Source organism: Pseudomonas sp. URMO17WK12:I6, from assembly GCF_003253625.1.
Classification (GTDB): Bacteria; Pseudomonadota; Gammaproteobacteria; order Pseudomonadales; family Pseudomonadaceae; genus Aquipseudomonas.
Window position 1 is genome coordinate 76,567 of the sequence record NZ_QKYZ01000014.1, and the last position, 18,937, is coordinate 95,503.

The 18,937-nt window shown below is 59.5% G+C and carries 21 protein-coding genes; 10 read left to right on the forward strand and 11 right to left on the reverse strand.

Annotated features, from left to right (window positions below; translation table 11 throughout):
* Positions 1 to 34: 34 nt before the first annotated feature.
* Positions 35 to 1,243 (reverse strand): alanine transaminase, encoded by a 1,209-nt coding sequence (gene alaC / locus F475_RS22880; RefSeq protein WP_007934798.1) that lies wholly within the window; start codon positions 1,241 to 1,243, stop codon positions 35 to 37.
* Positions 1,244 to 1,382: 139 nt separating this feature from the next.
* Here alaC and F475_RS22885 point away from each other — a divergent pair, with 139 nt between their 5' ends.
* From F475_RS22885 to F475_RS22895, 3 genes are all read left to right on the forward strand, one after another.
* Entirely contained in the window at positions 1,383 to 2,045 is a 663-nt protein-coding gene (locus F475_RS22885; protein ID WP_018926436.1) for a LysE family translocator, read from the forward strand.
* Positions 2,046 to 2,114: 69 nt separating this feature from the next.
* Positions 2,115 to 2,600 carry a GyrI-like domain-containing protein gene (locus F475_RS22890; RefSeq protein ID WP_111454776.1) on the forward strand — a complete coding sequence of 162 codons (486 nt, stop codon included), beginning with the start codon at positions 2,115 to 2,117 and terminating at the stop codon, positions 2,598 to 2,600.
* Positions 2,601 to 2,701: 101 nt separating this feature from the next.
* Positions 2,702 to 3,190: a GNAT family N-acetyltransferase gene (locus F475_RS22895; RefSeq protein ID WP_018926433.1), complete on the forward strand. Its 489-nt coding sequence runs from the start codon at positions 2,702 to 2,704 to the stop codon at positions 3,188 to 3,190.
* Positions 3,191 to 3,228: 38 nt separating this feature from the next.
* Here F475_RS22895 and F475_RS22900 read toward each other — a convergent pair whose 3' ends face one another.
* Positions 3,229 to 3,834, reverse strand: a complete 606-nt coding sequence (locus tag F475_RS22900) for a pyridoxamine 5'-phosphate oxidase family protein (RefSeq protein ID WP_007934805.1) — start codon at positions 3,832 to 3,834, stop codon at positions 3,229 to 3,231.
* Positions 3,835 to 3,853: 19 nt separating this feature from the next.
* The gene (locus tag F475_RS22905; RefSeq protein WP_111454777.1) at positions 3,854 to 4,339 is read right to left on the reverse strand and encodes an N-acetyltransferase; all 486 of its coding nucleotides are present in this window, start codon (positions 4,337 to 4,339) and stop codon (positions 3,854 to 3,856) included.
* 139 nt (positions 4,340 to 4,478) lie between these two features.
* On the opposite strand from F475_RS22905, the gene F475_RS22910 reads away from it, so the two are divergent.
* From F475_RS22910 to F475_RS22920, 3 genes are all read left to right on the forward strand, one after another.
* Complete coding sequence (locus F475_RS22910) at positions 4,479 to 4,904, forward strand: nuclear transport factor 2 family protein (RefSeq protein ID WP_111454778.1); 426 nt, start codon at positions 4,479 to 4,481, stop codon at positions 4,902 to 4,904.
* A 98-nt stretch (positions 4,905 to 5,002) separates the two neighbouring features.
* Entirely contained in the window at positions 5,003 to 5,347 is a 345-nt protein-coding gene (locus F475_RS22915; protein ID WP_111454779.1) for a YciI family protein, read from the forward strand.
* A 76-nt stretch (positions 5,348 to 5,423) separates the two neighbouring features.
* Positions 5,424 to 6,659, forward strand: a complete 1,236-nt coding sequence (locus F475_RS22920) for an RNA polymerase sigma factor (protein ID WP_111454780.1) — start codon at positions 5,424 to 5,426, stop codon at positions 6,657 to 6,659.
* A gap of 31 nt (positions 6,660 to 6,690) precedes the next feature.
* Here F475_RS22920 and F475_RS22925 read toward each other — a convergent pair whose 3' ends face one another.
* Entirely contained in the window at positions 6,691 to 7,545 is an 855-nt protein-coding gene (locus F475_RS22925; protein ID WP_018926428.1) for a LysR family transcriptional regulator, read from the reverse strand.
* Positions 7,546 to 7,634: 89 nt separating this feature from the next.
* Here F475_RS22925 and F475_RS22930 point away from each other — a divergent pair, with 89 nt between their 5' ends.
* A complete protein-coding gene (locus F475_RS22930; protein WP_111454781.1) occupies positions 7,635 to 8,072 on the forward strand; it encodes a multidrug/biocide efflux PACE transporter in 438 nt (145 codons plus the stop codon).
* Positions 8,073 to 8,132: 60 nt separating this feature from the next.
* Here F475_RS22930 and F475_RS22935 read toward each other — a convergent pair whose 3' ends face one another.
* The 4 genes from F475_RS22935 to F475_RS22950 form a co-directional block, all read right to left on the reverse strand.
* Positions 8,133 to 8,855 carry a TylF/MycF/NovP-related O-methyltransferase gene (locus F475_RS22935; protein ID WP_018926426.1) on the reverse strand — a complete coding sequence of 241 codons (723 nt, stop codon included), beginning with the start codon at positions 8,853 to 8,855 and terminating at the stop codon, positions 8,133 to 8,135.
* Positions 8,852 to 9,718: a hypothetical protein gene (locus F475_RS22940; RefSeq protein ID WP_111454782.1), complete on the reverse strand. Its 867-nt coding sequence runs from the start codon at positions 9,716 to 9,718 to the stop codon at positions 8,852 to 8,854. The genes F475_RS22935 and F475_RS22940 overlap by 4 nt, the downstream gene beginning before the upstream one ends.
* Positions 9,719 to 9,923: 205 nt before the next feature.
* Positions 9,924 to 11,540, reverse strand: a complete 1,617-nt coding sequence (locus F475_RS22945) for an inorganic phosphate transporter (RefSeq protein WP_111454783.1) — start codon at positions 11,538 to 11,540, stop codon at positions 9,924 to 9,926.
* A gap of 269 nt (positions 11,541 to 11,809) precedes the next feature.
* Entirely contained in the window at positions 11,810 to 12,832 is a 1,023-nt protein-coding gene (locus F475_RS22950) for a transporter (protein WP_018926423.1), read from the reverse strand.
* 275 nt (positions 12,833 to 13,107) lie between these two features.
* Between F475_RS22950 and F475_RS22955 the strand changes: the two genes are divergently transcribed.
* Positions 13,108 to 14,733, forward strand: coding sequence for a methyl-accepting chemotaxis protein (locus F475_RS22955; RefSeq protein WP_111454784.1), 1,626 nt, complete (start codon positions 13,108 to 13,110; stop codon positions 14,731 to 14,733).
* Positions 14,734 to 15,027: 294 nt separating this feature from the next.
* Entirely contained in the window at positions 15,028 to 15,390 is a 363-nt protein-coding gene (locus F475_RS22960) for a hypothetical protein (RefSeq protein WP_111454785.1), read from the forward strand.
* Between the two features lie 16 nt (positions 15,391 to 15,406).
* Here the strand turns inward: F475_RS22960 and F475_RS22965 are convergent, their stop codons facing one another.
* The 3 genes from F475_RS22965 to F475_RS22975 all read right to left on the reverse strand — a co-directional run bounded on the left by F475_RS22965 (position 15,407) and on the right by F475_RS22975 (position 18,331).
* Positions 15,407 to 16,567 (reverse strand): GAF domain-containing sensor histidine kinase, encoded by a 1,161-nt coding sequence (locus tag F475_RS22965; protein ID WP_111454786.1) that lies wholly within the window; start codon positions 16,565 to 16,567, stop codon positions 15,407 to 15,409.
* Between the two features lie 158 nt (positions 16,568 to 16,725).
* Positions 16,726 to 17,031, reverse strand: a complete 306-nt coding sequence (locus tag F475_RS22970; protein WP_007934833.1) for a PepSY domain-containing protein — start codon at positions 17,029 to 17,031, stop codon at positions 16,726 to 16,728.
* A gap of 172 nt (positions 17,032 to 17,203) precedes the next feature.
* The gene (locus tag F475_RS22975; protein ID WP_018926417.1) at positions 17,204 to 18,331 is read right to left on the reverse strand and encodes a glycerophosphodiester phosphodiesterase; all 1,128 of its coding nucleotides are present in this window, start codon (positions 18,329 to 18,331) and stop codon (positions 17,204 to 17,206) included.
* A 236-nt stretch (positions 18,332 to 18,567) separates the two neighbouring features.
* Here F475_RS22975 and F475_RS22980 point away from each other — a divergent pair, with 236 nt between their 5' ends.
* Positions 18,568 to 18,894 carry a DUF2025 family protein gene (locus F475_RS22980; protein ID WP_064616425.1) on the forward strand — a complete coding sequence of 109 codons (327 nt, stop codon included), beginning with the start codon at positions 18,568 to 18,570 and terminating at the stop codon, positions 18,892 to 18,894.
* Positions 18,895 to 18,937 lie beyond the last annotated feature (43 nt).

Sequence of the window (18,937 nt, forward strand, 5' to 3'; positions counted from 1 at the left end):
ATGCGGTTTTTTTGTGGGCGACTCCTACAGGGGGTTATTTGGTGACTAACCCATCCGCCCGAAACATCCCGCGAATTCCGCGTACGGCCTGACGAATCCGGTCCTGGTTTTCGATCAGCGCGAAGCGCACATGATCGTCCCCGTACTCACCAAACCCGACACCCGGCGAGACGCAAACCTTGGCCTCGGCCAGCAGTTTCTTGGCGAATTCCAGCGAGCCCAGGTGTGCATACGCCTCGGGAATCTTGGCCCAGACGTACATCGACGCCTTCGGGTTCTCGACCATCCAGCCCAATTCATGCAAGCCTTTGACCAGCACGTTGCGACGCTGGCGATACTGTTCGGCAATGTCGCGCACGCATTGCTGATCGCCTTCCAGCGCCGCGATGGCCGCGACCTGCAGCGGGGTGAAGGTGCCGTAGTCGTGGTAGCTCTTGATCCGCGCCAGAGCGTTGACCAGCTCCGGGTTACCGACCATGAAGCCGATGCGCCAGCCCGCCATGTTGTAGCTCTTGGACAGGGTGAAAAACTCCACCGCGATGTCCTTGGCGCCGGGCACTTGCATGATCGACGGGGCTTTCCAGCCGTCGTAGACGATGTCGGCGTAGGCCAGGTCGTGCACCACCAGAACGTCGTACTGTTTGGCGAGGGCGATCACCCGCTCGAAGAAGTCCAGCTCCACGCACTGGGCGGTGGGGTTGGACGGAAAGCCCAGGATCATCATCTTCGGTTTCGGGATCGAACCGCGAATCGCCCGTTCCAGCTCGGCGAAGAAATCCACGCCAGGGATCAGCGGCACCGACCGCACCTGGGCGCCGGCAATCACGGCACCGTAGATGTGAATCGGGTAGCTCGGGTTCGGCACCAGCACGGTGTCACCCTGGTCGAGGGTGGCCAGCATCAAATGCGCCAGGCCTTCCTTGGAACCGATGGTGACGATGGCTTCGTTTTCCGGGTCGATATCAACCTGGTAGCGATCCTTGTACCAATTGGAAATCGCCCGACGCAGGCGCGGAATCCCTTTGGACGTGGAGTAGCCGTGGGTGTCTTCACGCTGGGCGACGGTGACCAGTTTTTCGACGATGTGCGGCGGCGTGGCGCCGTCGGGGTTGCCCATGCTCAAGTCGATGATGTCTTCGCCACGACGACGGGCGGCCATCTTCAGCTCGGCAGTGATGTTGAAAACGTAAGGGGGGAGTCGATCTATGCGCGCAAAGCGGCGCGGCGAACCTTGTTCGGCCATTGTTGCCTCGAATAACGTAAGCGCCCGGAACCGTCCGAGCGACGCTGGCCACTGCGGTGGCCTGTGGCGGAATGTAAGGGCAGGTATGGCAAACTGTCCAGCCTCTACGTAAACAATTTTTTCCGAAGGAAACGGGTTGATGGAATTTACCAGTGGCTTCCTGCTCAGCCTTTCGCTGTGCCTGGACATCGGCGTGGCCAATATCGCGATGATCACGCTGGCGATGCAGCGCGGCTATTTCCAGGGTTTTGCCCTGGGGCTGGGGACTTGCGTCGGCGACCTGATTTACGCAGTGCTGGCACTGGCCGGCATGACCGTATTGCTGCAATACGAAACCGTGCGTTGGGTGTTGTGGATCGGCGGGTCGGCGTTGCTGCTGTACTTCGCGGCGAAGATGATTCATTCGGCGATCTACCACAGTGCCGTGTTGGCCGAGACCGCCGACGTTGGCCACAACTCCCATCGCAAAGAGTTCTTGCGGGGGATTTTCCTCGCCATGTCGTCGCCCAGTGCGATTCTCTGGTTCGCCGCGGTGGGCGGCACCCTGATTGCCCGTTCCGGTGGCGGCGGCACCCTCAGCTCGGCGTTGTTTCTCGGTGGATTTCTCTGTGCGGGAATTCTCTGGTGCGTCACGCTGTGCTTTGCGGCGAGCCATGGCGGCAAGCTGCTCGGAGACAAACTGCTGCGTTATTCCTACATGGCATCGGCCGCGATCTTCTGCTATTTCGCGGTGTACGTGATTCTTTCGGGTTACAACGAGTTTGTCGGTGCGCCCACCGCCGGGCAGCTTCCGGGGCTCTGACTGGGCGAATCGGGTTTGGCTTCTATACTCCCAGCCGAACCCATCTTTTTCGTTCCCAGGAGTCGAGTCATGGATGAGCAAAAACGCGTCGAACCGGCAGAACCACGCTTCGAAAATGGGCACTTCATGCTCATAGCGGGGCTTGGCGGGCGATTTACCCAAGAGACGGCCGGCAAGATTCCCGAGCTCTGGGATAAATTCGTTCCCCACATCGGCAATGTTCCCGGGCAAAAGGGCGAAGTGACCTACGGCGTTTGCTGCAACCCGGACGGCAAGGGCGGTTTTGAATACATCGCCGGCGTCGAGATCAGCAAGCTCGACGACCTGCCCGAGAAATACCGCTGGGTCGAGATTCAGCCCCAGTATTACGCGGTGTTCGAGCACAAGGGCTCGCTGGATACCTTGCCCCAGACCTTTCAGTACATCTGGAACACCTGGTTGCCGCAGTCCGGTCACGAGGCAGCGGATGCCCCGGAGTTCGAACGCTACAGCGAAGACTTCAACCCGAAGCTCAATACCGGCGTGCTGGAAATCTGGGTACCGCTCAAAGCGTGATGAACGGGGCGAGGGGCGGATCGGCGGTCCGCCTCTCTGATCGATATCAACACCTTATTAATTTATGATCCCAGCCTTTCCCCCGCCGATTCCGAGCTGCCATGAACACCGTCATCCGCCACGTCATTCCCGCTGACCTGGACCGTTGCTACGCCATCGAAACCGTTGCCTACGAAGGCGACGAAGCCGCCACCCGCGAGAAAATCGCCACCCGCATCGCCACCTGGCCCGAGGGCTTCATCGTCGCCGAAGTGGATGGCGTTGTGGCCGGTTTCGTCAATTCCGGTGCGGCGTTCGAGGTGGAAATGTCGGACGAGGCGTTCAAGGAACTGATCGGCCACGACCCGGCCGGTCCGCATGTGGTGATCATGTCGGTGGTGGTGCATCCGGATTATCAGGGGCAAGGCTTGGCGAAACGCTTGATGGGTGAATTCATCCAGCGCATGCGCGCACTGAACAAGGCAAGCATCCACCTGATGTGCAAAGAGCGGCACATTGCACTGTATGCCGGGTTTGGGTTTGTCTACATCAAGCCTTCGGCGTCCGACCATGGCGGGATGGCGTGGCATGAGATGGTGCTCACCCTCTGATGATCGTTCCCACGCAGAGCGTGGTAACGACCAATCCTCTAATAGAGACTATCGCGCACCCTGGCCGGTGCTTCCCGGTCATACGTCTCGGCATCGAACTGCCCATCGTTCAGCCGTTTGTGAAACGCGCCGGCGGTCGGTAGGGCAGAGCGGTCGAGGTAGCGCTCGGGGTTCCACAAATCCGAACGAACAATCGCTTTCGAACAATGGAAATACGCCGCTTCCACCGTCACCAGCATTACCGTGCGCGCCGGTTTGCCATTGACGGCAAAACTCTCCAGCAATGCGGGCTCGGCGCTGATCTGCGCCGTGCCGTTGACCCGCAACGTCTCGCCGATCCCCGGAATGATGAACAGCAATGATACCCGCGAATCGAGCACGACATTGCGCAGTGTGTCGATGCGGTTGTTGCCGGGACGATCCGGGATCGCCAGCGTGCGCTCATCGATGATCCGCACAAAACCCGGCGTATCGCCGCGCGGTGAGCCGTCCATGCCGTCGGGGCCGACCGAGCTGATAATCACCAGCGGCGAGGCGCGGACCATCGCCTGATAGTCCTCGTTCAAAAACGGGATCTGCTTGCGTACCGCGCGCTCATGGGGCAGGCCGTAGATCGCTTCCAGCGCTTCGATTGAGTTCAACATTCGTTCATCCCTCCATGAATCAGAAAACCAGTCCCATCCGTCGTTCGTAACCGATCCGGCCTTTGTACGCTTCGCCGCTGTCGACAAAACCGTATTTGGCATACAGCGCGATGGCCGATTCATTGTCGGCATCCACCGATAACTCCAGCCCCTTGATCTCCGGCCAGGCCTGGCGCGCAACCTCGGGCAGGGCTTGCAGGCAGGCCTTGCCGTAACCTTTGCCCTGGGCACGGTGATCGACTTGCAGGGCGTGCAGGGTGGCGCTGTTTTCGTCGGCCCAGGCCGGCAGCACCGGCGGACGCTTGAGCAGCAGGAAGGCCACCGGAACCTCTTCGGCCAGCAGGGCAAAGCCTTTGACGCCAGGGCCCGGTTTGGACAGCAAGGTGTGCAATGCACCGTGGATGTCGCCGGAGAATCTGATTTGTTCGGCGTGGATTTCGATGGCCTCGACCTGTCGGCGCTGCAAGGCGTTCAGGCTTTCGTAAGGCACGAGTCGGGCTGTCACTGGAGTGTCCTTTTTCCAACACAAATGAGCCTCGGATTCTAGCGAGTTTGCCTCCATGGATTATTTTTATTTCGGTTGTCGATTTGGCTTTTCGCCAGACGACTAAAGGTGTCTTCAACAAAAAACGTGGAGAACCCTCATGAACGCTCAGACACAAATCCATAATTTGATCGAGAGCTACCGTCAGGCAGTCATCGGCAAGGACGTGGAAAAGGTCATGGCCCTGTACGCCGACGACATCGTCTCCTTCGATGCCGTCAAAGCCCTGCAATTCAAGGGCAAGGCGGCCTACCGTGCGCATTGGCAGGAATGCATGGAGATGTGCCCCGGCCCGCATATTTTCGAGTTCCATGAAATCAACGTCGTGCCGTCGCAGGAGATCGCTTTCGCTCACTGGCTGGCGCATTGCGGCGGCACCAATGAAAAGGGTGAAACCCAGGCGTGCTGGATGCGCGTCACCGCGTGCTATCGGCAGGAAGCGGGGCTCTGGCAGATCGTCCACGAACACTGGTCGGCTCCGTTCGACATGACCAGCGGCGCGGCGCTGTTCAACCTGGAACCCTGATGGTCGGGTTGTTTATCGGAAAGCAGCGCCAAAGCGCCAATCGACAGCCATAGTTGATCAGTTCGGTCACGGCAAAGCCGCCTGAAATGGAGAGTCCCATGAAGTATCTATGCCTGGTCTACAGCAACGAGCACGAATTGCACTCGATGCCCGAAAGCCCCAACGACGCCGAGTGCATGGCCTATGCCGAGTCGATCCAGGGCAGCGGCCGGATGATCGCCGCCGAAGCGCTGGAGTCGGTGCAGACCGCGACCACCGTGCGCATGCGCAACGGCAAAATGTCGATCACCGACGGCCCGTTCGCTGAAACCAAGGAGCAGTTGGCCGGCTTCTACCTGATCGATGCCAAGGACCTCAATGAAGCCCTCCAGGTCGCCGGTAACATTCCGGCGGCCCGGGTCGGCTGCGTCGAGGTGCGGCCCGTTCGCCAGTTGAATGCCTGAATAACTATCACAACAGGAGTTCTTTTATGAGTGTGCAATCCGTCCAGCGAAAAATGGCCCCAGGCATGCCGGACTGATGCCGGGCGAATCGGTACGGGCGCAAGTCGAGCAGGTTTACCGCGACGAGTCGCGGCGAATCCTGGCGACCCTGATCCGCTTGCTCGGCGATTTCGACCTCGCCGAAGAAGCGCTGCACGAGGCGTTCTTCGTCGCGGTCGAGCGCTGGCAGCGCGACGGTGTGCCGGACAATCCGCGCACCTGGCTGGTGTCTACTGGCCGTTTCAAGGCCATTGATGTGTTGCGCCGGCGCGCACGTTTTAACGCATCCCGGCCGGTGTTGATCGCTCAACTGGAGGCGCTGGAGCAGGCCGACTGGAGTGACGAAGACGTGGAAGACGATCGCCTGCGCCTGATCTTCACCTGTTGCCACCCGGCACTGGCGGCGGACGCTCAAGTGCCGCTGACCCTGCGCGAAGTCTGCGACCTGACCACGGAAGAAATCGCCCGGGCATTTCTCTCGGCGCCGGCCACCATCGCCCAGCGCATCGTGCGCGCCAAGGCCAAGATCCGTGACGCGAAAATCCCTTACCAAGTGCCCACCCTGGCGGAACTTCCCGAGCGACTCGACAGCGTGTTGCGGGTGATTTACCTGGTGTTCAACGAAGGGTACTCGGCGTCTGTCGGCAGCGAGCTGACCCGTGAAGACCTGACGCGCGAAGCGATTCGTCTCGGTCGGTTGTTGATGGAGTTGTTGCCTGAGCCGGAGGTGATGGGGCTGCTGGCGCTGATGCTGTTGCATGAGTCTCGGCGCCTCGCCAGGACCTCCGCGAGCGGTGAGCTGATTGTGCTGGATGAACAGGATCGCTCGTTGTGGAACGCCGAGCTGATTGCCGAAGGCTGCGCCTTGATCGAGCGGGCGCTGACGACACGGCGCTTCGGGCCTTATTGCCTGCAAGCAGCGATTGCCGCGGTGCATGCCGAAGCGCCCTCGGCGGCAGAGACGGACTGGGCGCAGATTGTCGGTCTATATGACGTGCTGCTGCGGGCGGTGCCGTCGCCGGTGATCGAACTGAACCGCGCGGCGGCGCTGTCCAGGCGCGATGGCCCCCAGGCCGGGCTGACGTTGATCGAAGGGATTCTGGCCCGGGGCGAGTTGCTGGATTACCACCTGGCGCATTCGGCACGGGCAGAGTTTTGCCGGCAGTTGGGAAGGGTGGAAGAGGCGCGAGCGGCGTATCAGCGGGCGCTGGAATTGACACAGCAGGTGCCGGAACGGCGGTTTATCGAGGGGCGGCTCCGGGCGTTGGAGTGATGTGATTTCACCGGCCCCATCGCGGGCACCGCTATTCCAGCATCTTGCCCAATAACCAACTCCCCGCTGGCCCCGGCGGGTGCAAACGCGACCACAGCGCATCGACATACACCGGTTTTGGCCAGCCGCGCACTTTCAATTCCACCAACGAACCAGCCCCGAACCGTCCCACCAGCCATCGCGGCAACGGTGCCCAGCCGAACCCGCCCTGGGCCATTTCCAGCAGCATCAGGTAACTTGGCGCCGACCAGACCCGCCCCTTCGCGCGGCTTTCATACGGATTGACGATCGTCGCCAGACGCAGTTCGCGGTGCTGTTGCAGCACGTCCTGATCGATGTCGTTCAGCGTCGCCAATGGGTGCGCGTGGGACACGAACAGGGCGATTTCCGTGCGCTCGTCCACCGTCGAACTGACCAGGTCCGGCGGGTAGCTGTCCTGCATTTCGGCGAAGGCGACGTGCGCGCGGCCGCGTTGTACCAGTGCTACCAGGTCATCGCATTCGGCGATCAGGCATTCAAGTTCCAGGTCTGGGTAACGCTGCTCGAAAGCACTGAGCGCCGCTTCGAAACGGTCGGACTGGTAAGTGTCGGAAATCGCCACGGTCAACTTTGGCTCGATGCCTTGGGACAGTTGGCTGGCGGTCATTTCCAGACGGCTGGTGGCGGCCAGAATCTCCTCGGCCCGTTGCAGCATGACGTGCCCGGCCGGGGTCAGGCTCGGCTTGCGACTGCTGCGGTCGAAGAGGACAAGGTTCAGGTCGATTTCCAGGCTCGCCACGGCGGCGCTGATGGTCGACTGACTGCGCCCGAGCTTGCGCGCCGCGGCGGAAAACGAGCCTTGGGTCGCGGCCTCTACAAACGCCAGCAACACTTCGTGGGAAGCCATGAACTATCGCCTTGATCGATGGTTATTGGTTATGAAGTATCGGTTCGACGACAGATCATGGCAACCACAGTCACTCAGGGAGTCTGGCCATGAACGCCAACAAATCCATCACTGAACGCATCTTCCAGGCCATCGGTTTCGAGCTGCTGGCGATATTGATCTGTACTCCGCTGCTGGCCTGGATCATGGACAAACCCATGTTGGAAATGGGCGTGGCAACCATGGCGATTGCAGCCCTTGCCCTGGCCTGGAACGTGGTCTTCAACGGCCTGTTCGACCGCATGCTCAAGCGCTTTGCCATTGTGCGTAACGCTTGGGTGCGGGTGGTGCATGCGCTGTTGTTCGAAGGCGGGCTGGTGGCGTTTGGGGTGCCGTTGATTGCCTGGTGGCTGAAGATCAGCCTGTGGCAGGCGTTCCTGCTGGATATCGGCGTGCTGCTGTTTTTCCTGCCGTACACCTACGTGTACCACTGGGGTTACGACGTGGTGCGTGAGCGGTTGATGGTGCGCAGGGCGTTGGAAGGGTAAAAGCAAAGATCGCAGCCTTCGGCTGCGATCTTTTGATCTTTGTTTACAGGAACTTGTGCATCAAACGTGGAAGTAGCCCACGCACGAATCGAACGGCAGGCGCTTGAGTTCGATCTTGTTCAGGTCGAGCACTTCGCGCAGGGCTTTGGTTTCGCCGGGGAAGTTGCGATAGGCGACTTCGTCGAGCACTACGATCGCGCCTTTTGGCATGTACGGCAGGAAGGTTTCCAGAGCGACTTTGGTCGACTCGTACAGGTCGGTGTCGAGGATCAGCATCGCCACCACCAGGTCCGGACGCGTCTGGACCCACTCCGGCACAGTCTTGACGATGTCGCCTTTGACCAGCTCGCAGCGCGGGATACGGTTGACCGGGCGCAACAGGTCGTTGGCGTCGATCATGTCCTGGATCAGCGACTGGTCGGTGTCGGAGAACATGGTCTCGTTGACGTCCGCCGGGTCTTCTTTCTTGTCGATACTCTGGAAGCCTTCGAAGGTGTCGAAGCCGATGATCGACCGGTTGATCGCGTAGGGTTCCAGAATCATCGACAGGTGCATGTAGAGCATCAGCGAGTTGCCCTTGTACACGCCGCATTCAATGATCGCGCCAGGGATTTCGGCGACTTTCTTGAACAGCTCCATACGCGACAGTGCAGCGGTCACGCCGATGCGGTGGGCGAAGACAAATGGCGCGTCGGCCACATACTCGGCGTCGACCCGTTTCAGGACATTGGCACGGGTTTCGTTGTATTGAGCCTCGGCGGGCGTAATGCGACGCTTGGTCATTGCTGGATTCCTTGGAATTTCGAAAAGTCGTGAGCGTGGAAATAATCGTTGAACCCTGCACCGACGTCCGGGCAGGCGCTGTCGACGTTGATCGCGCCGCGCTTGTGCTTGAGGTCGTCAAGGTGCATCAGGCGGAAGTCCACACTGAAGCGGGTCTGTTGCGTGTAGTTGGGAACCGTACCATGCAGGTGAGAACCGGAAAAAATCAGCATGTCGCCCATGTTGCCGGCCACGCGGATTTCCGAAGAAGTATTGATCTCTTCCAGTGGAACCGGGTGTACCCGTACTTCCTCCTTGAGGTTTTCCTTGGCTCGATGACGCTGGTTGTTGATCCAGTCGGACAGGCTCCAATCCTTTGAAGTGTTCTTCACCGGTACATCGAAATAACCGCCATTGATCATCATGGTCTGGTCAGGGCTGATGGTATGCACCGGCATCCAAGTGTTGATCTGACAGTCGACGCCGCCGTACCAGGTGTCGCGATGGGGTTTGTAGGCATAGCTGACGCCGGCATGCAGGTAGTCGAAGTTAGGCACTACGCGGATCCGTGGCACATCGAAAATGTACTCGCGAGGGTCGACACCGATTTCATCGATGAAGCCCAGAATCAAGTCCTTGGCGCGTTGGCTGTTAGTGAACTGGCTCTTGAGGCGAGTGACCAGGACCACGAATTCTTCCACCGGCATCAACGTGTGCAGGGCCTGGTGATTGGTCTCGCCGTCGAAGGCGGCAGTGATGCTTTCTTGGGCAAACGCACACAATTCTTTGGCCGTGCGTAGCTGAGTGTTCAGGAAGATGTCGCCTGCGTAGATGGCTTCTTTGAAGTCAGCTTTCTTCTGAAGCTGATTGATATACAGATTCACGGTTCCCCTCCTGAATACATCGAGTCTCTTAATAGTCGGCAACACGGTAGCAAACTGAAGTGCTATCCGGCGGGAGAGGGATCAATAAACGATTAATCCCATGAATTTGCGACGAAATGCTTAAGGGGCGTATTACATTCGACGATGAGTCGACTGTCGGTCCGCCTTCGCGGGCAAGCCCGCTCCCACAGGGTATTGCGGGGCTTCAGAAAAACTTGGTGAACAACCAATACAAACTGCCCGACAACACAATCGCCGCCGGCAAGGTCAGCACCCAGGCCATCAGCAGGTTGCGGATGGTCTTCATCTGCAAGCCGCCACCGTTGGCGACCATGGTCCCGGCCACGCCTGAAGACAACACGTGGGTGGTCGATACCGGCAGGCCGAACATGTCGGCGGCGCCGATGGTCAGCATCGCCACGGTTTCTGCCGAGGCGCCTTGGGCGTAGGTCAGGTGCGTCTTGCCGATTTTCTCGCCGACCGTCACCACGATGCGTTTCCAGCCGACCATGGTGCCCAGCCCCAGGGCGATGGCCACCGCGATCTTCACCCACAGCGGAATGAACCGCGTGGCGTTGTCGATCTGTTGCTTGAACAGCTGCAGCTTGCCGGTGGTGTCGGCGTCGAAATTGCCGACCTTGTTCTTGTCCATCAGGCGAATGGTTTCGCTGGTCAGGTACATGTCGTTGCGCACGTTGCCCATCGCTTCGGCCGGGACTTTCGACAGCGAGCCGTAACCCTTCACTTCGTTACCGATTTGGCCCGCCAGCGCGGCGAGGGCGGGGATCAATTGCGGGGTGGCTTCCTTGTTGCGCATGTAGTCGGTCAGCACCGGGCGTGGATCGGTGGGCATCGGCAGTGGTGTGTTTCTCATCAGGGCTTGCTGGGTGACTTCGGCCACCGCGGCGAATTGCAAGGCCTGATCCGCCGGCATGGTGCGGTTCAGCGCATACGCCATCGGCAGCGTGCCCACCAGAATCAGCATGATCAGGCCCATGCCTTTCTGGCCGTCGTTGGAGCCGTGGGCGAAGGACACGCCGGTGCAGGTCAGAATCAACATGCCGCGAATCCACCACGGTGGCGGGGTATTACCCTTCGGCGCCTTGTACAGTGCGCGATTTTTGACGAAGACACGCAACGCCAGCAGCAACAACGCGGCGAATGCGAAGCCGATCAGCGGCGACAGCAGCAACGCGTAACCGACCTTGGTCGCCTGGGCCCAGTCCACGCCACTGGTGCCGTCGCGGCCGTGCATCAAGGCATTGGCTACACCGACACCGATGATCGAACCGATCAGGGTGTGCGACGAAGAGGCCGGCAAACCCAGCCACCAGGTGCCGAGGTTCCACAGAATGGCGGCGATCAACAGGGCGAAGATCATCGCGAAACCGGCAGAGGAGCCGACCTGCAGAATCAGCTCCACCGGCAGCAGGGCGATGATGCCGAACGCCACCGCGCCGCTCGACAGCAACACCCCCAGGAAGTTGAAGAACCCGGACCAGGCCACGGCGAAATTCGGTGGCAAGGAGTGGGTGTAAATCACCGTCGCCACGGCGTTGGCGGTGTCGTGAAAACCGTTGACGAACTCAAAGCCCAAGGCAATCAGCAGTGCCACGCCCAACAGCAGAAACGGCGTCCAGGTGGTGACCACCGTGCCGAGTTCGCTCATGTCGTGCATCAGGCTGTAGGCGGTGAACAACAGCCCGCTGCCCAGCACGGCAAAGAACATCACGAAGGTGAGCAGGCCGGGTTTTTTATCGAACTGCGGCCTGGCGCCGCTGGCGGGCGCCTGGGAGGCGGCGGTGAAGGAAGGCGTAGCCATGCCGGACAATCCTGAGCAGAGAAGGAGTGTCGCCCATGATCGTTGCTAAATATTACAGTGAGACTGCGCTGGGTCAGTGTTTGGTTTTTTTGTGATGCCGGATGCTAAGGCAGGCAAATACCTGTGGCGAGGGAGCTTGCTCCCGTTCGGCTGCGAAGCAGTCGTAAAACCAGAGAATTCTGTTTGAATGAATAAACCGGATAGGGGCCGCTGCGCAGCCCAGCGGGAGCAAGCTCCCTCGCCACAAGGTATCGGTGATGATGGGCGGTTTAATAATCGCGCCGCTTACGAAACGCCCAGCGCCCGGCAATCAGGGTAAACGTCGCCACCAGTGCCACCAGAATCCAGAACCCCTCCGGATCCCCGGCAAGCGGCACCCCGCCGACGTTCATGCCGAAGAAACCGGCAATGATGTTGATCGGCAGCGCCAACACCGTGACCACGGTCAGGGTGAACAGCGTGCGGTTGCTCTGTTCGTTGAGGTTGGCGGCGATTTCTTCCTGCAACAGCTTGATCCGCTCACCGAGCGCCGTAAGGTCGTTGATGATCAGCGCAAACTCCTCGGTGGATTTGCGCAACTCCTTGACGTCCTCCTTCTGCAACCATTGCGGCGGGCGATTGAGCAGGCGCAGCAACGAGCCCGGCTCCAGCGCCAGCAACCGTTGCAGGCGCACCAGCACCCGGCGGTTGGCGCCCAGTTCGGCACGGTTGGTGGACAGGCGCGACGACAGCAATTCATCTTCGATCTGATCGACACTGAGGCTGGTCTTGCGCACGATCTGCGTCAGCACTTCGCCCTGATCACGCAGCAAATGCACCAGCAATTCCAGTGGTGAGCGAAAACATTCACCGGCCTTCACCGAAGAGCGCAGCTTGTCCACCGAGTGCAGCGGTTGCAGGCGCGCGCTGATGATCAGCCGACTGCGGGCGCAGACCCACAGCGTCGAGACATCCGAGGAAACCATGCTACTGAGGTTGAACACCACATCGTTGACCACCGCCAGCAACGCCGAATCGACATGCTCGATGCGCGTTGAACGCGACCCCTCGTGCAAGGCTTCGAAAAACTCGTCGGGCAATTCCAGATGGCTTTTCATCCAGCGCTCGCACGCCGCATGGGCCAGGTTCAGGTGCAGCCAGAGAAACTCATCACTGTCGTCCAGTTGTTGCAGGCAGTGCAGTGCCTTGGCCGAATCGATCTCTCGACCGCGCTCGCCGGGGCGAAAACTGAAACCGTAAAGCAGGCCGAACAGGTCGGAATCGCGATGGCGTTGATCAATGCTGTGGTTCATGAAGTCTCGCTGCGGGGAGGCGCCTGTCGCGGGTTTCACAGGTTCACTTGAGCCTCATCATTGCAAGCGCTCATGACGGTTTTGTGACGGCAAGGTGTACGCAAACGATTGCGATACCGATGGTCGGATTTTCCTCAAGAACCGCTCTGGAACGCCGATCACGCTTGGGTTACGTTTGCGCGCCTTCGGCCAAGGGCCAACGTGGCAGACAGGGATGTCCGGATACTTTTCACGCCTTCATCCGCGTGCCTCATTCCTGTTTCGAGTACTTCCCGATGTCTTTACAAAAGTCCCTTCGAGCACAAATTCTCGCCCTGTTGAGCGGCAGCCTGTTGGCGATGTTGTTGATCGCTTTGGCCTGCTTTCACTTTTTGTCCAACGGCGTTCAGAACTACGCGAACCTGATCGAAGGCCCGTTGCACACCTCGCAACTGATCGATGAAGCCAACCTGCAATTCAAGGTGCAGGTTCAGGAGTGGAAAAACGTCCTGCTGCGCGGCAAGCAACCTGCGGACCTGGACAAATACTGGAAGCAGTTCGAGGAGGGTCAGCGCAATGTGCAGGGTATCCTTGGTGAACTGGCGGGGCAGAAGGGTATGGAGCCGCAACTCAAGACCCGCATCGAACGCCTGCGTGAGGAGCATCGTGTATTAGGTGCGGCGTATCAGAAGGGCCGTGATGCCTACGTGGCGGCCGGTGCCGACCCAGCGGCCGGCGACAATGCGGTCAAGGGCGTGGACCGCGCCGCCAGCGAGCAGATGAATGAACTGGTCGGCGAACTGCGCAAGCAGAGTGTCGAACAATCGAAATTGATCAGTGCCAGTGCCGATCAGACGGTGTTGTCGGGGCTCGCGGTGATGCTGGTGTCGGGCCTGCTGATTGGTTTGTTGAGTCTGTGGCTGGTCAATCGCAACCTGGTGGAGCCGATCCGCAAACTGATCGACTACGTGGAGCAACTCAGTCAGGGCCGGTTCGCCGAGCGCGTGGCCAGCACCCGTCAGGACGAGTTGGGCAACCTGGCCAGGGCCGCCAACACCTTGCGCGATTTCCTCGCCGAAACCTTCAGTCGTTTGCAGCGCAGCGCGTCGGACCTGGACAGTGCCAGCGGTGAGCTGAACTCGATTGCCGGCCTTATGGCCAGCGGCACCAACGAGCAGTTCAATCGCACCGATCAGGTGGCCACGGCGATGAACGAAATGTCCGCCACCGCGCAAGAAGTCGCGCGCCACGCCGCCGAAGCGGCACGTGCGGCCGACGATGCCGATCAGTCCGCCCAGCAAGGCGAGAAGGTCATGCAGGGCACCATTCACACCATCACCCAAATGCGTGGCGAAATCGCCAACACCGCCACGGTCATCCGTCGTCTGGAAGAAGACAGCGGGCGCATCGGCAAGGTGCTGGAAGTGATTCGCGGCATTGCCGAACAGACCAACCTGCTGGCGCTCAACGCGGCAATCGAAGCGGCCCGTGCCGGTGAAGCCGGGCGCGGTTTTGCGGTGGTCGCTGATGAAGTACGCAGCCTGGCCCAGCGCACGGCAGCGTCGATCATCGAGATCAACCAGATCATTCAAACCGTGCAAACCGGTGCGGTGGACGCGGCCCAGGCCATCGAAAGCGGCCAGTCGCGCAGCGAGCAAAGCGTCGAGCAAGTGACCCAGGCCGGCGCCATGCTCGAGCGGATCACCCATGCCGTGGAAGCCATTCGCGACATGAACCGCCAGATCGCCACCGCCGCAGAAGAACAGACTTCAGTGGCCGAAGACATCTCGCGCAACCTCACCGAAATCACCAGCATCGCCAGCACCAACCTGGACAACGTGCAGCGCACCGAAGCGGCCAGCCACAACCTGCATGGGCTGTCGGGGCAATTGAATGAGGTGACGGCGCGGTTGAGCGCCTAGTGAAATGGGCTGTGTACCGAATCGGTTACCGAGTCGGTACACAGGCGTTGCAGGATGAAGGTGGCAGTACGGCGGATTCGGTGGTCAGCACCTCGGCCTGATCCCTAAGCATTACAGCTGTACACCTTGTTAAGGTCGGTGTGCCGTTGATCGGGTACTTGCAACCAAGACGCCCGATTTCAGCGGTACCTGTTATTTCTGACAGTAGACAGTTTTTTTCTCGCGGCGCTAGATATCCCTTGGCGCGCCTACTCAAACTGAACCTGTGCCAATACTTTCACAAGGAGCATTGCGATGACCGAAACATTGAACCCTATGACTGTTGTCGGTGGACAGTCGATCATTTTTTTCGTTGATGAAGCAGACCCAGTGATTCCGAAAGTAATCATCCCGGCACGGGAAGAATTTGTAGAGGGCGAAGAAATCTTCGTGAAGTTTGGCAACGTGGAGGTTGCTTATCACAAATATCGACAAGGTGATTTCTTTCCCATACACATTCCTTTGGACAAAGGAGCGCTGAGTCAGGTGGCTGTCGCTGCGGAGGCTTACTACACGATCAAGCATCTGGATGGATCGACCTCCACCTCAAGTTCTTTCCGTGCCAAGGTCGAGATGTTTAACAGCCAATCGTCCGTGAGTCACGCTAACGCGGTCTAAGACATTGAGGCTGTCGTCACCGCGTCAAAGGCAGCGTGAATATGAACGCCGTTCCATGGGACTGCGTCGATTTCACTTCAAGCTGCCCCCCATGGGCCAGCGCAATCTGATTGGCAATGTACAACCCCAACCCGAGGCCGGCCTGCGGTGTTCCGCCGGTCGGTCGCGAGTAGGGCTGGAACAGATGCTGCAGCGCATCCTCGGCAATCAGCCCGTGGTTTTTCACGCTCAATATGAAGTGCCCTTCGTTGACCTGCGCACTGACCTCGACCGGGCCGTCGGGATCGCCGTGGACAACGGCATTCGCCAGCAGGTTGGACAGCAACTGCGCGACCCGTTCGCGATCGCAATGAATGTCGCTCAGGTCGCCAATCGACGACTGAATAATGCGCTTGGGGTGAATGCTCTGGATCTCGGCGATCACATGCCGCAGCACATCCCCCAAATCCGGGCACGGCTCGATATTCACCGGGATGCCGCGACCCAATGACCCGCGCGCGAAGTCCAGCACATCGTCGACCAGTTTGGTTGCACGCCGGGCGCTGGTGAGGATATGCCGAACCCGTTGCTCATTTGGCGGGTCTTTGAGTTTGCGCAGGAGCATTTCGGCGCCAGCGCTGATGGCGAACAAGGGGTTGCGCAGGTCATGGCCGAGCACGGCGATGAACTGTTCGCGCAGTTCGGTGGTTTTATGTTCCTTGATCGGCGCCGCTTCGGTCCGTTGCAGGTTTTCTTCGGCCTCGATCTGCAGCGCGAGCATCCGGGCGAAGGATTCCATGGTGCTCTGTATCGTGCTGGACCTGAGCGGCGCGGGATCAGGATCGAGGGCGCAGAGGGTGCCAAAGAAGCGCCCGTCGGTGCGAAGTATCGGCACCGCAATGTAGCTTTCGAAGGGATGATCGCGGCTGAGCGGGTCTTCACTGACCTTGTCGATGACCACCGAGTGCTGGCCCTGGCGAATTTCGTCGCTCAGCGTGGAGACCAGCTGCAGTTCATCGCCCACTTGCACGCCGAAACCCAGTCGATCGAGCACCGCGCAGGCGATCCAGGTGTTGTCGATGACGCGGGCCACCGCGGCGAACCGCAACCCGGTCAGCTCACTGATCACCTGAAGAACCGCCGGCACCGTGCTGATCCGGCCGATCGTGGCGATGTCTGCTGCCGCTGTTTGCCCCATATCCGTGGTTCTCTGCTTCAACATGCTGAGTGGTGTTGAGGGATTCTAGCGGGCCTGCGCAAAAGGGCGCGACTTCGTTCATGACTTCAGCGATTTGCCTTACGACGAACGCAAAAAAGCCGCACGACCCGAAGATCGTGCGGCTTTTTGCCGTTGAATCACTTGTCTTGTTTGTTGCTCAGGACCTTGCCAGTGGCGGCATCGAAGTCCACGTCCCATTCGGTGTTGTCAGCCAGACGCAGTTCCACTTCATATTCGTAACCGTTGAAGTGGTTATCCAGGTCGGTATCGGTAATCGTGGCGCCCGGATGCAACTTCAGCGCGGCCTGGTTCATTTCTTCCAGGGGTTTGATCTTGCCGCTTTTGACCAACTCGGGGATCTGGTCGACGCGAACATCAGCCTGGGCCAGGCCGGCGGTGAGGGTCAGGGCAGCAGCGGTGAACAGGGCAGTTAAGGTTTTCATCAAGTTCTTTCCTTGGAGGAGCTGTTTAAGTGGGATCAGGTTAAACAGCGCAACTTAATTCACCCTTAAAAAAACAATCGCGGGCAACCACGCTCTCACAGGTTTTGCGCAGACCTTGTGGGAGCGTGGCTTGCCCGCGATGGGGACGACGCGGTGCAGTGCCTGGCGCCAATCAGTACCCGTTGTTCTGCAACAACTGCGCAACGCTCGCCGCCGCCGGGCGCTTATAGAACTTCAGCAGTTCGCTGGCGCGATTGGTGAAGATGCCATCGACACCGGCATCCATCACTTTCTGATAATCCACGGCATCGTCGATGGTGTAGACGTGCACCAGCATGCCCTGATCGTGGGTGAACTGGTTCATCCACGGTTTCACCAGGTCTGAATAGCTCTGATCGCCGCCCTTGGTCAGCGCGGCAGAAGGCCCGGTGCCGATAGCGCCCTGGGCCTTGGCGTACTCGACCCATTGCTGGAATTCGGCTTTGTCTTTCGGTTCCTGTTTGGCGTAGTAAGTCGCCTTGTCCTTGTCTCCGGACTCAGCGAACGTCACTTTGGATTTCGGCTCGATGCTGCCTTCGCCGACCCACAACAGCAGGATTTTCGGCACTTGCGGCATTTCCTTCTCGAGCAGTTCGAGGCTGCTCTTCTCGAAGGTTTGCAGCACGACTTTGCCTTTCCCCTGGCCGACCGCCAGATTACTTTTTGCCAGTTTGGAACCCGTCGGGCTCAGCCAGCCACGGTCCTGCAATTTATCCTTGAGATCGCGTTCGATGCCGGGAAACTGCTTTGGCTCCTTGGTTTCGATGTACAGGCCAGGCTTGTGCAGTGGATTACCTTGGGCGATGTCGATGATTTCGTCCAGGGTCAGGATCTTCAGACCCACGTAGCCAGGACGCGCGCGATCCGGGTACGCCGTGTTGAACCAGCTGCCGGCATCCAGGGTTTTCAGTTCGGCGATGGTGAATTCGTTGGCCGGGCTGTCCTTGCGCTCAGGGAATTTGGTAGCGACGTCGGTGGTGCGTTGCAGGTTGTTGTCGTGCAGGGCGAACAGCACACCATCCTTGCTGCGTTGCAGGTCCATTTCCAGGTAGTCGGCGCCCAGGTCGCGAGCCAGTTTGTAGGCTGCGGCGGTGGATTCCGGTGCATCGAAAGAGGCGCCACGGTGGGCGATCACCGCCGGGTGCGGAATGCCCAGGCGGGTTGCCAGTGCGCTGGGGCTTGGCTCGCTGGTGGCCTGTGCCTGGCCGAGGCCGAGCATCAGGCTCAGCAGCAGGGCGCTTTTGGTGAAGGAGACAGGCATGGTCGAAGTCCTTTTGCGATGAGTTTTCAAAGACGTATCTTTTAACAACTGAGCGCCGCTTGTGCTATCACCAGACCGACATAAACGTGTTTAAAGAAGATTTCTTCGACGCTTTTGTGCGGCTCTTTGCAGTAATCTTCACACCTGCAGTTTCCCCGGCAGAGGGAAACCCGTTCACTTGCCCTGTGTGTAAACCATCGATCACCGGTCCTTAGCGACCTTTTGTGAGGTTTACCATGCGCATCACTTCCCAGCTCATTTGCCAGGCCGCCGACCAGCTCAAAGGCTTCGTCGGCCTCAATCGCAAAACCGGCCAGTACATCGTGCGCTTCAGCGAAGACGCCTTCGGCATGGACGTGGCTGACGACGGCATCATCCCCGCCAGCGAATTCGTCTGGGCACCCGGCCCCGAGCAGACCATGACGCTCAAGCGCGAACTGATTCAGTTGCTGCTGGACCAGAACATCGACGACCGGATCAACATCACCGAGCCGTTGCGGGTGTACATGAATCGACAGGACGTGCCGCAGATTACGGCGGTGAGGAGTTTGGTGCGGGGGTGAGGGTTTTGCGGTGGCTGTTCTGGCGTCTTCGCGGGCAAGCCCG

Coding starts and splice junctions, on each gene's coding strand:
- F475_RS22970 (WP_007934833.1), bottom strand. CDS start 17,031: ATGAAAACCTTAACTGCCCTGTTCACCGCTGCTGCCCTGACCCTCACC.
- alaC (WP_007934798.1), bottom strand. CDS start 1,243: ATGGCCGAACAAGGTTCGCCGCGCCGCTTTGCGCGCATAGATCGACTC.
- F475_RS22930 (WP_111454781.1), top strand. CDS start 7,635: ATGAACGCCAACAAATCCATCACTGAACGCATCTTCCAGGCCATCGGT.
- F475_RS22885 (WP_018926436.1), top strand. CDS start 1,383: ATGGAATTTACCAGTGGCTTCCTGCTCAGCCTTTCGCTGTGCCTGGAC.
- F475_RS22980 (WP_064616425.1), top strand. CDS start 18,568: ATGCGCATCACTTCCCAGCTCATTTGCCAGGCCGCCGACCAGCTCAAA.
- F475_RS22890 (WP_111454776.1), top strand. CDS start 2,115: ATGGATGAGCAAAAACGCGTCGAACCGGCAGAACCACGCTTCGAAAAT.
- F475_RS22965 (WP_111454786.1), bottom strand. CDS start 16,567: ATGGGGCAAACAGCGGCAGCAGACATCGCCACGATCGGCCGGATCAGC.
- F475_RS22935 (WP_018926426.1), bottom strand. CDS start 8,855: ATGACCAAGCGTCGCATTACGCCCGCCGAGGCTCAATACAACGAAACC.
- F475_RS22960 (WP_111454785.1), top strand. CDS start 15,028: ATGACCGAAACATTGAACCCTATGACTGTTGTCGGTGGACAGTCGATC.
- F475_RS22955 (WP_111454784.1), top strand. CDS start 13,108: ATGTCTTTACAAAAGTCCCTTCGAGCACAAATTCTCGCCCTGTTGAGC.
- F475_RS22895 (WP_018926433.1), top strand. CDS start 2,702: ATGAACACCGTCATCCGCCACGTCATTCCCGCTGACCTGGACCGTTGC.
- F475_RS22900 (WP_007934805.1), bottom strand. CDS start 3,834: ATGTTGAACTCAATCGAAGCGCTGGAAGCGATCTACGGCCTGCCCCAT.
- F475_RS22920 (WP_111454780.1), top strand. CDS start 5,424: ATGCCGGGCGAATCGGTACGGGCGCAAGTCGAGCAGGTTTACCGCGAC.
- F475_RS22950 (WP_018926423.1), bottom strand. CDS start 12,832: ATGAACCACAGCATTGATCAACGCCATCGCGATTCCGACCTGTTCGGC.
- F475_RS22925 (WP_018926428.1), bottom strand. CDS start 7,545: ATGGCTTCCCACGAAGTGTTGCTGGCGTTTGTAGAGGCCGCGACCCAA.
- F475_RS22945 (WP_111454783.1), bottom strand. CDS start 11,540: ATGGCTACGCCTTCCTTCACCGCCGCCTCCCAGGCGCCCGCCAGCGGC.
- F475_RS22910 (WP_111454778.1), top strand. CDS start 4,479: ATGAACGCTCAGACACAAATCCATAATTTGATCGAGAGCTACCGTCAG.
- F475_RS22915 (WP_111454779.1), top strand. CDS start 5,003: ATGAAGTATCTATGCCTGGTCTACAGCAACGAGCACGAATTGCACTCG.
- F475_RS22975 (WP_018926417.1), bottom strand. CDS start 18,331: ATGCCTGTCTCCTTCACCAAAAGCGCCCTGCTGCTGAGCCTGATGCTC.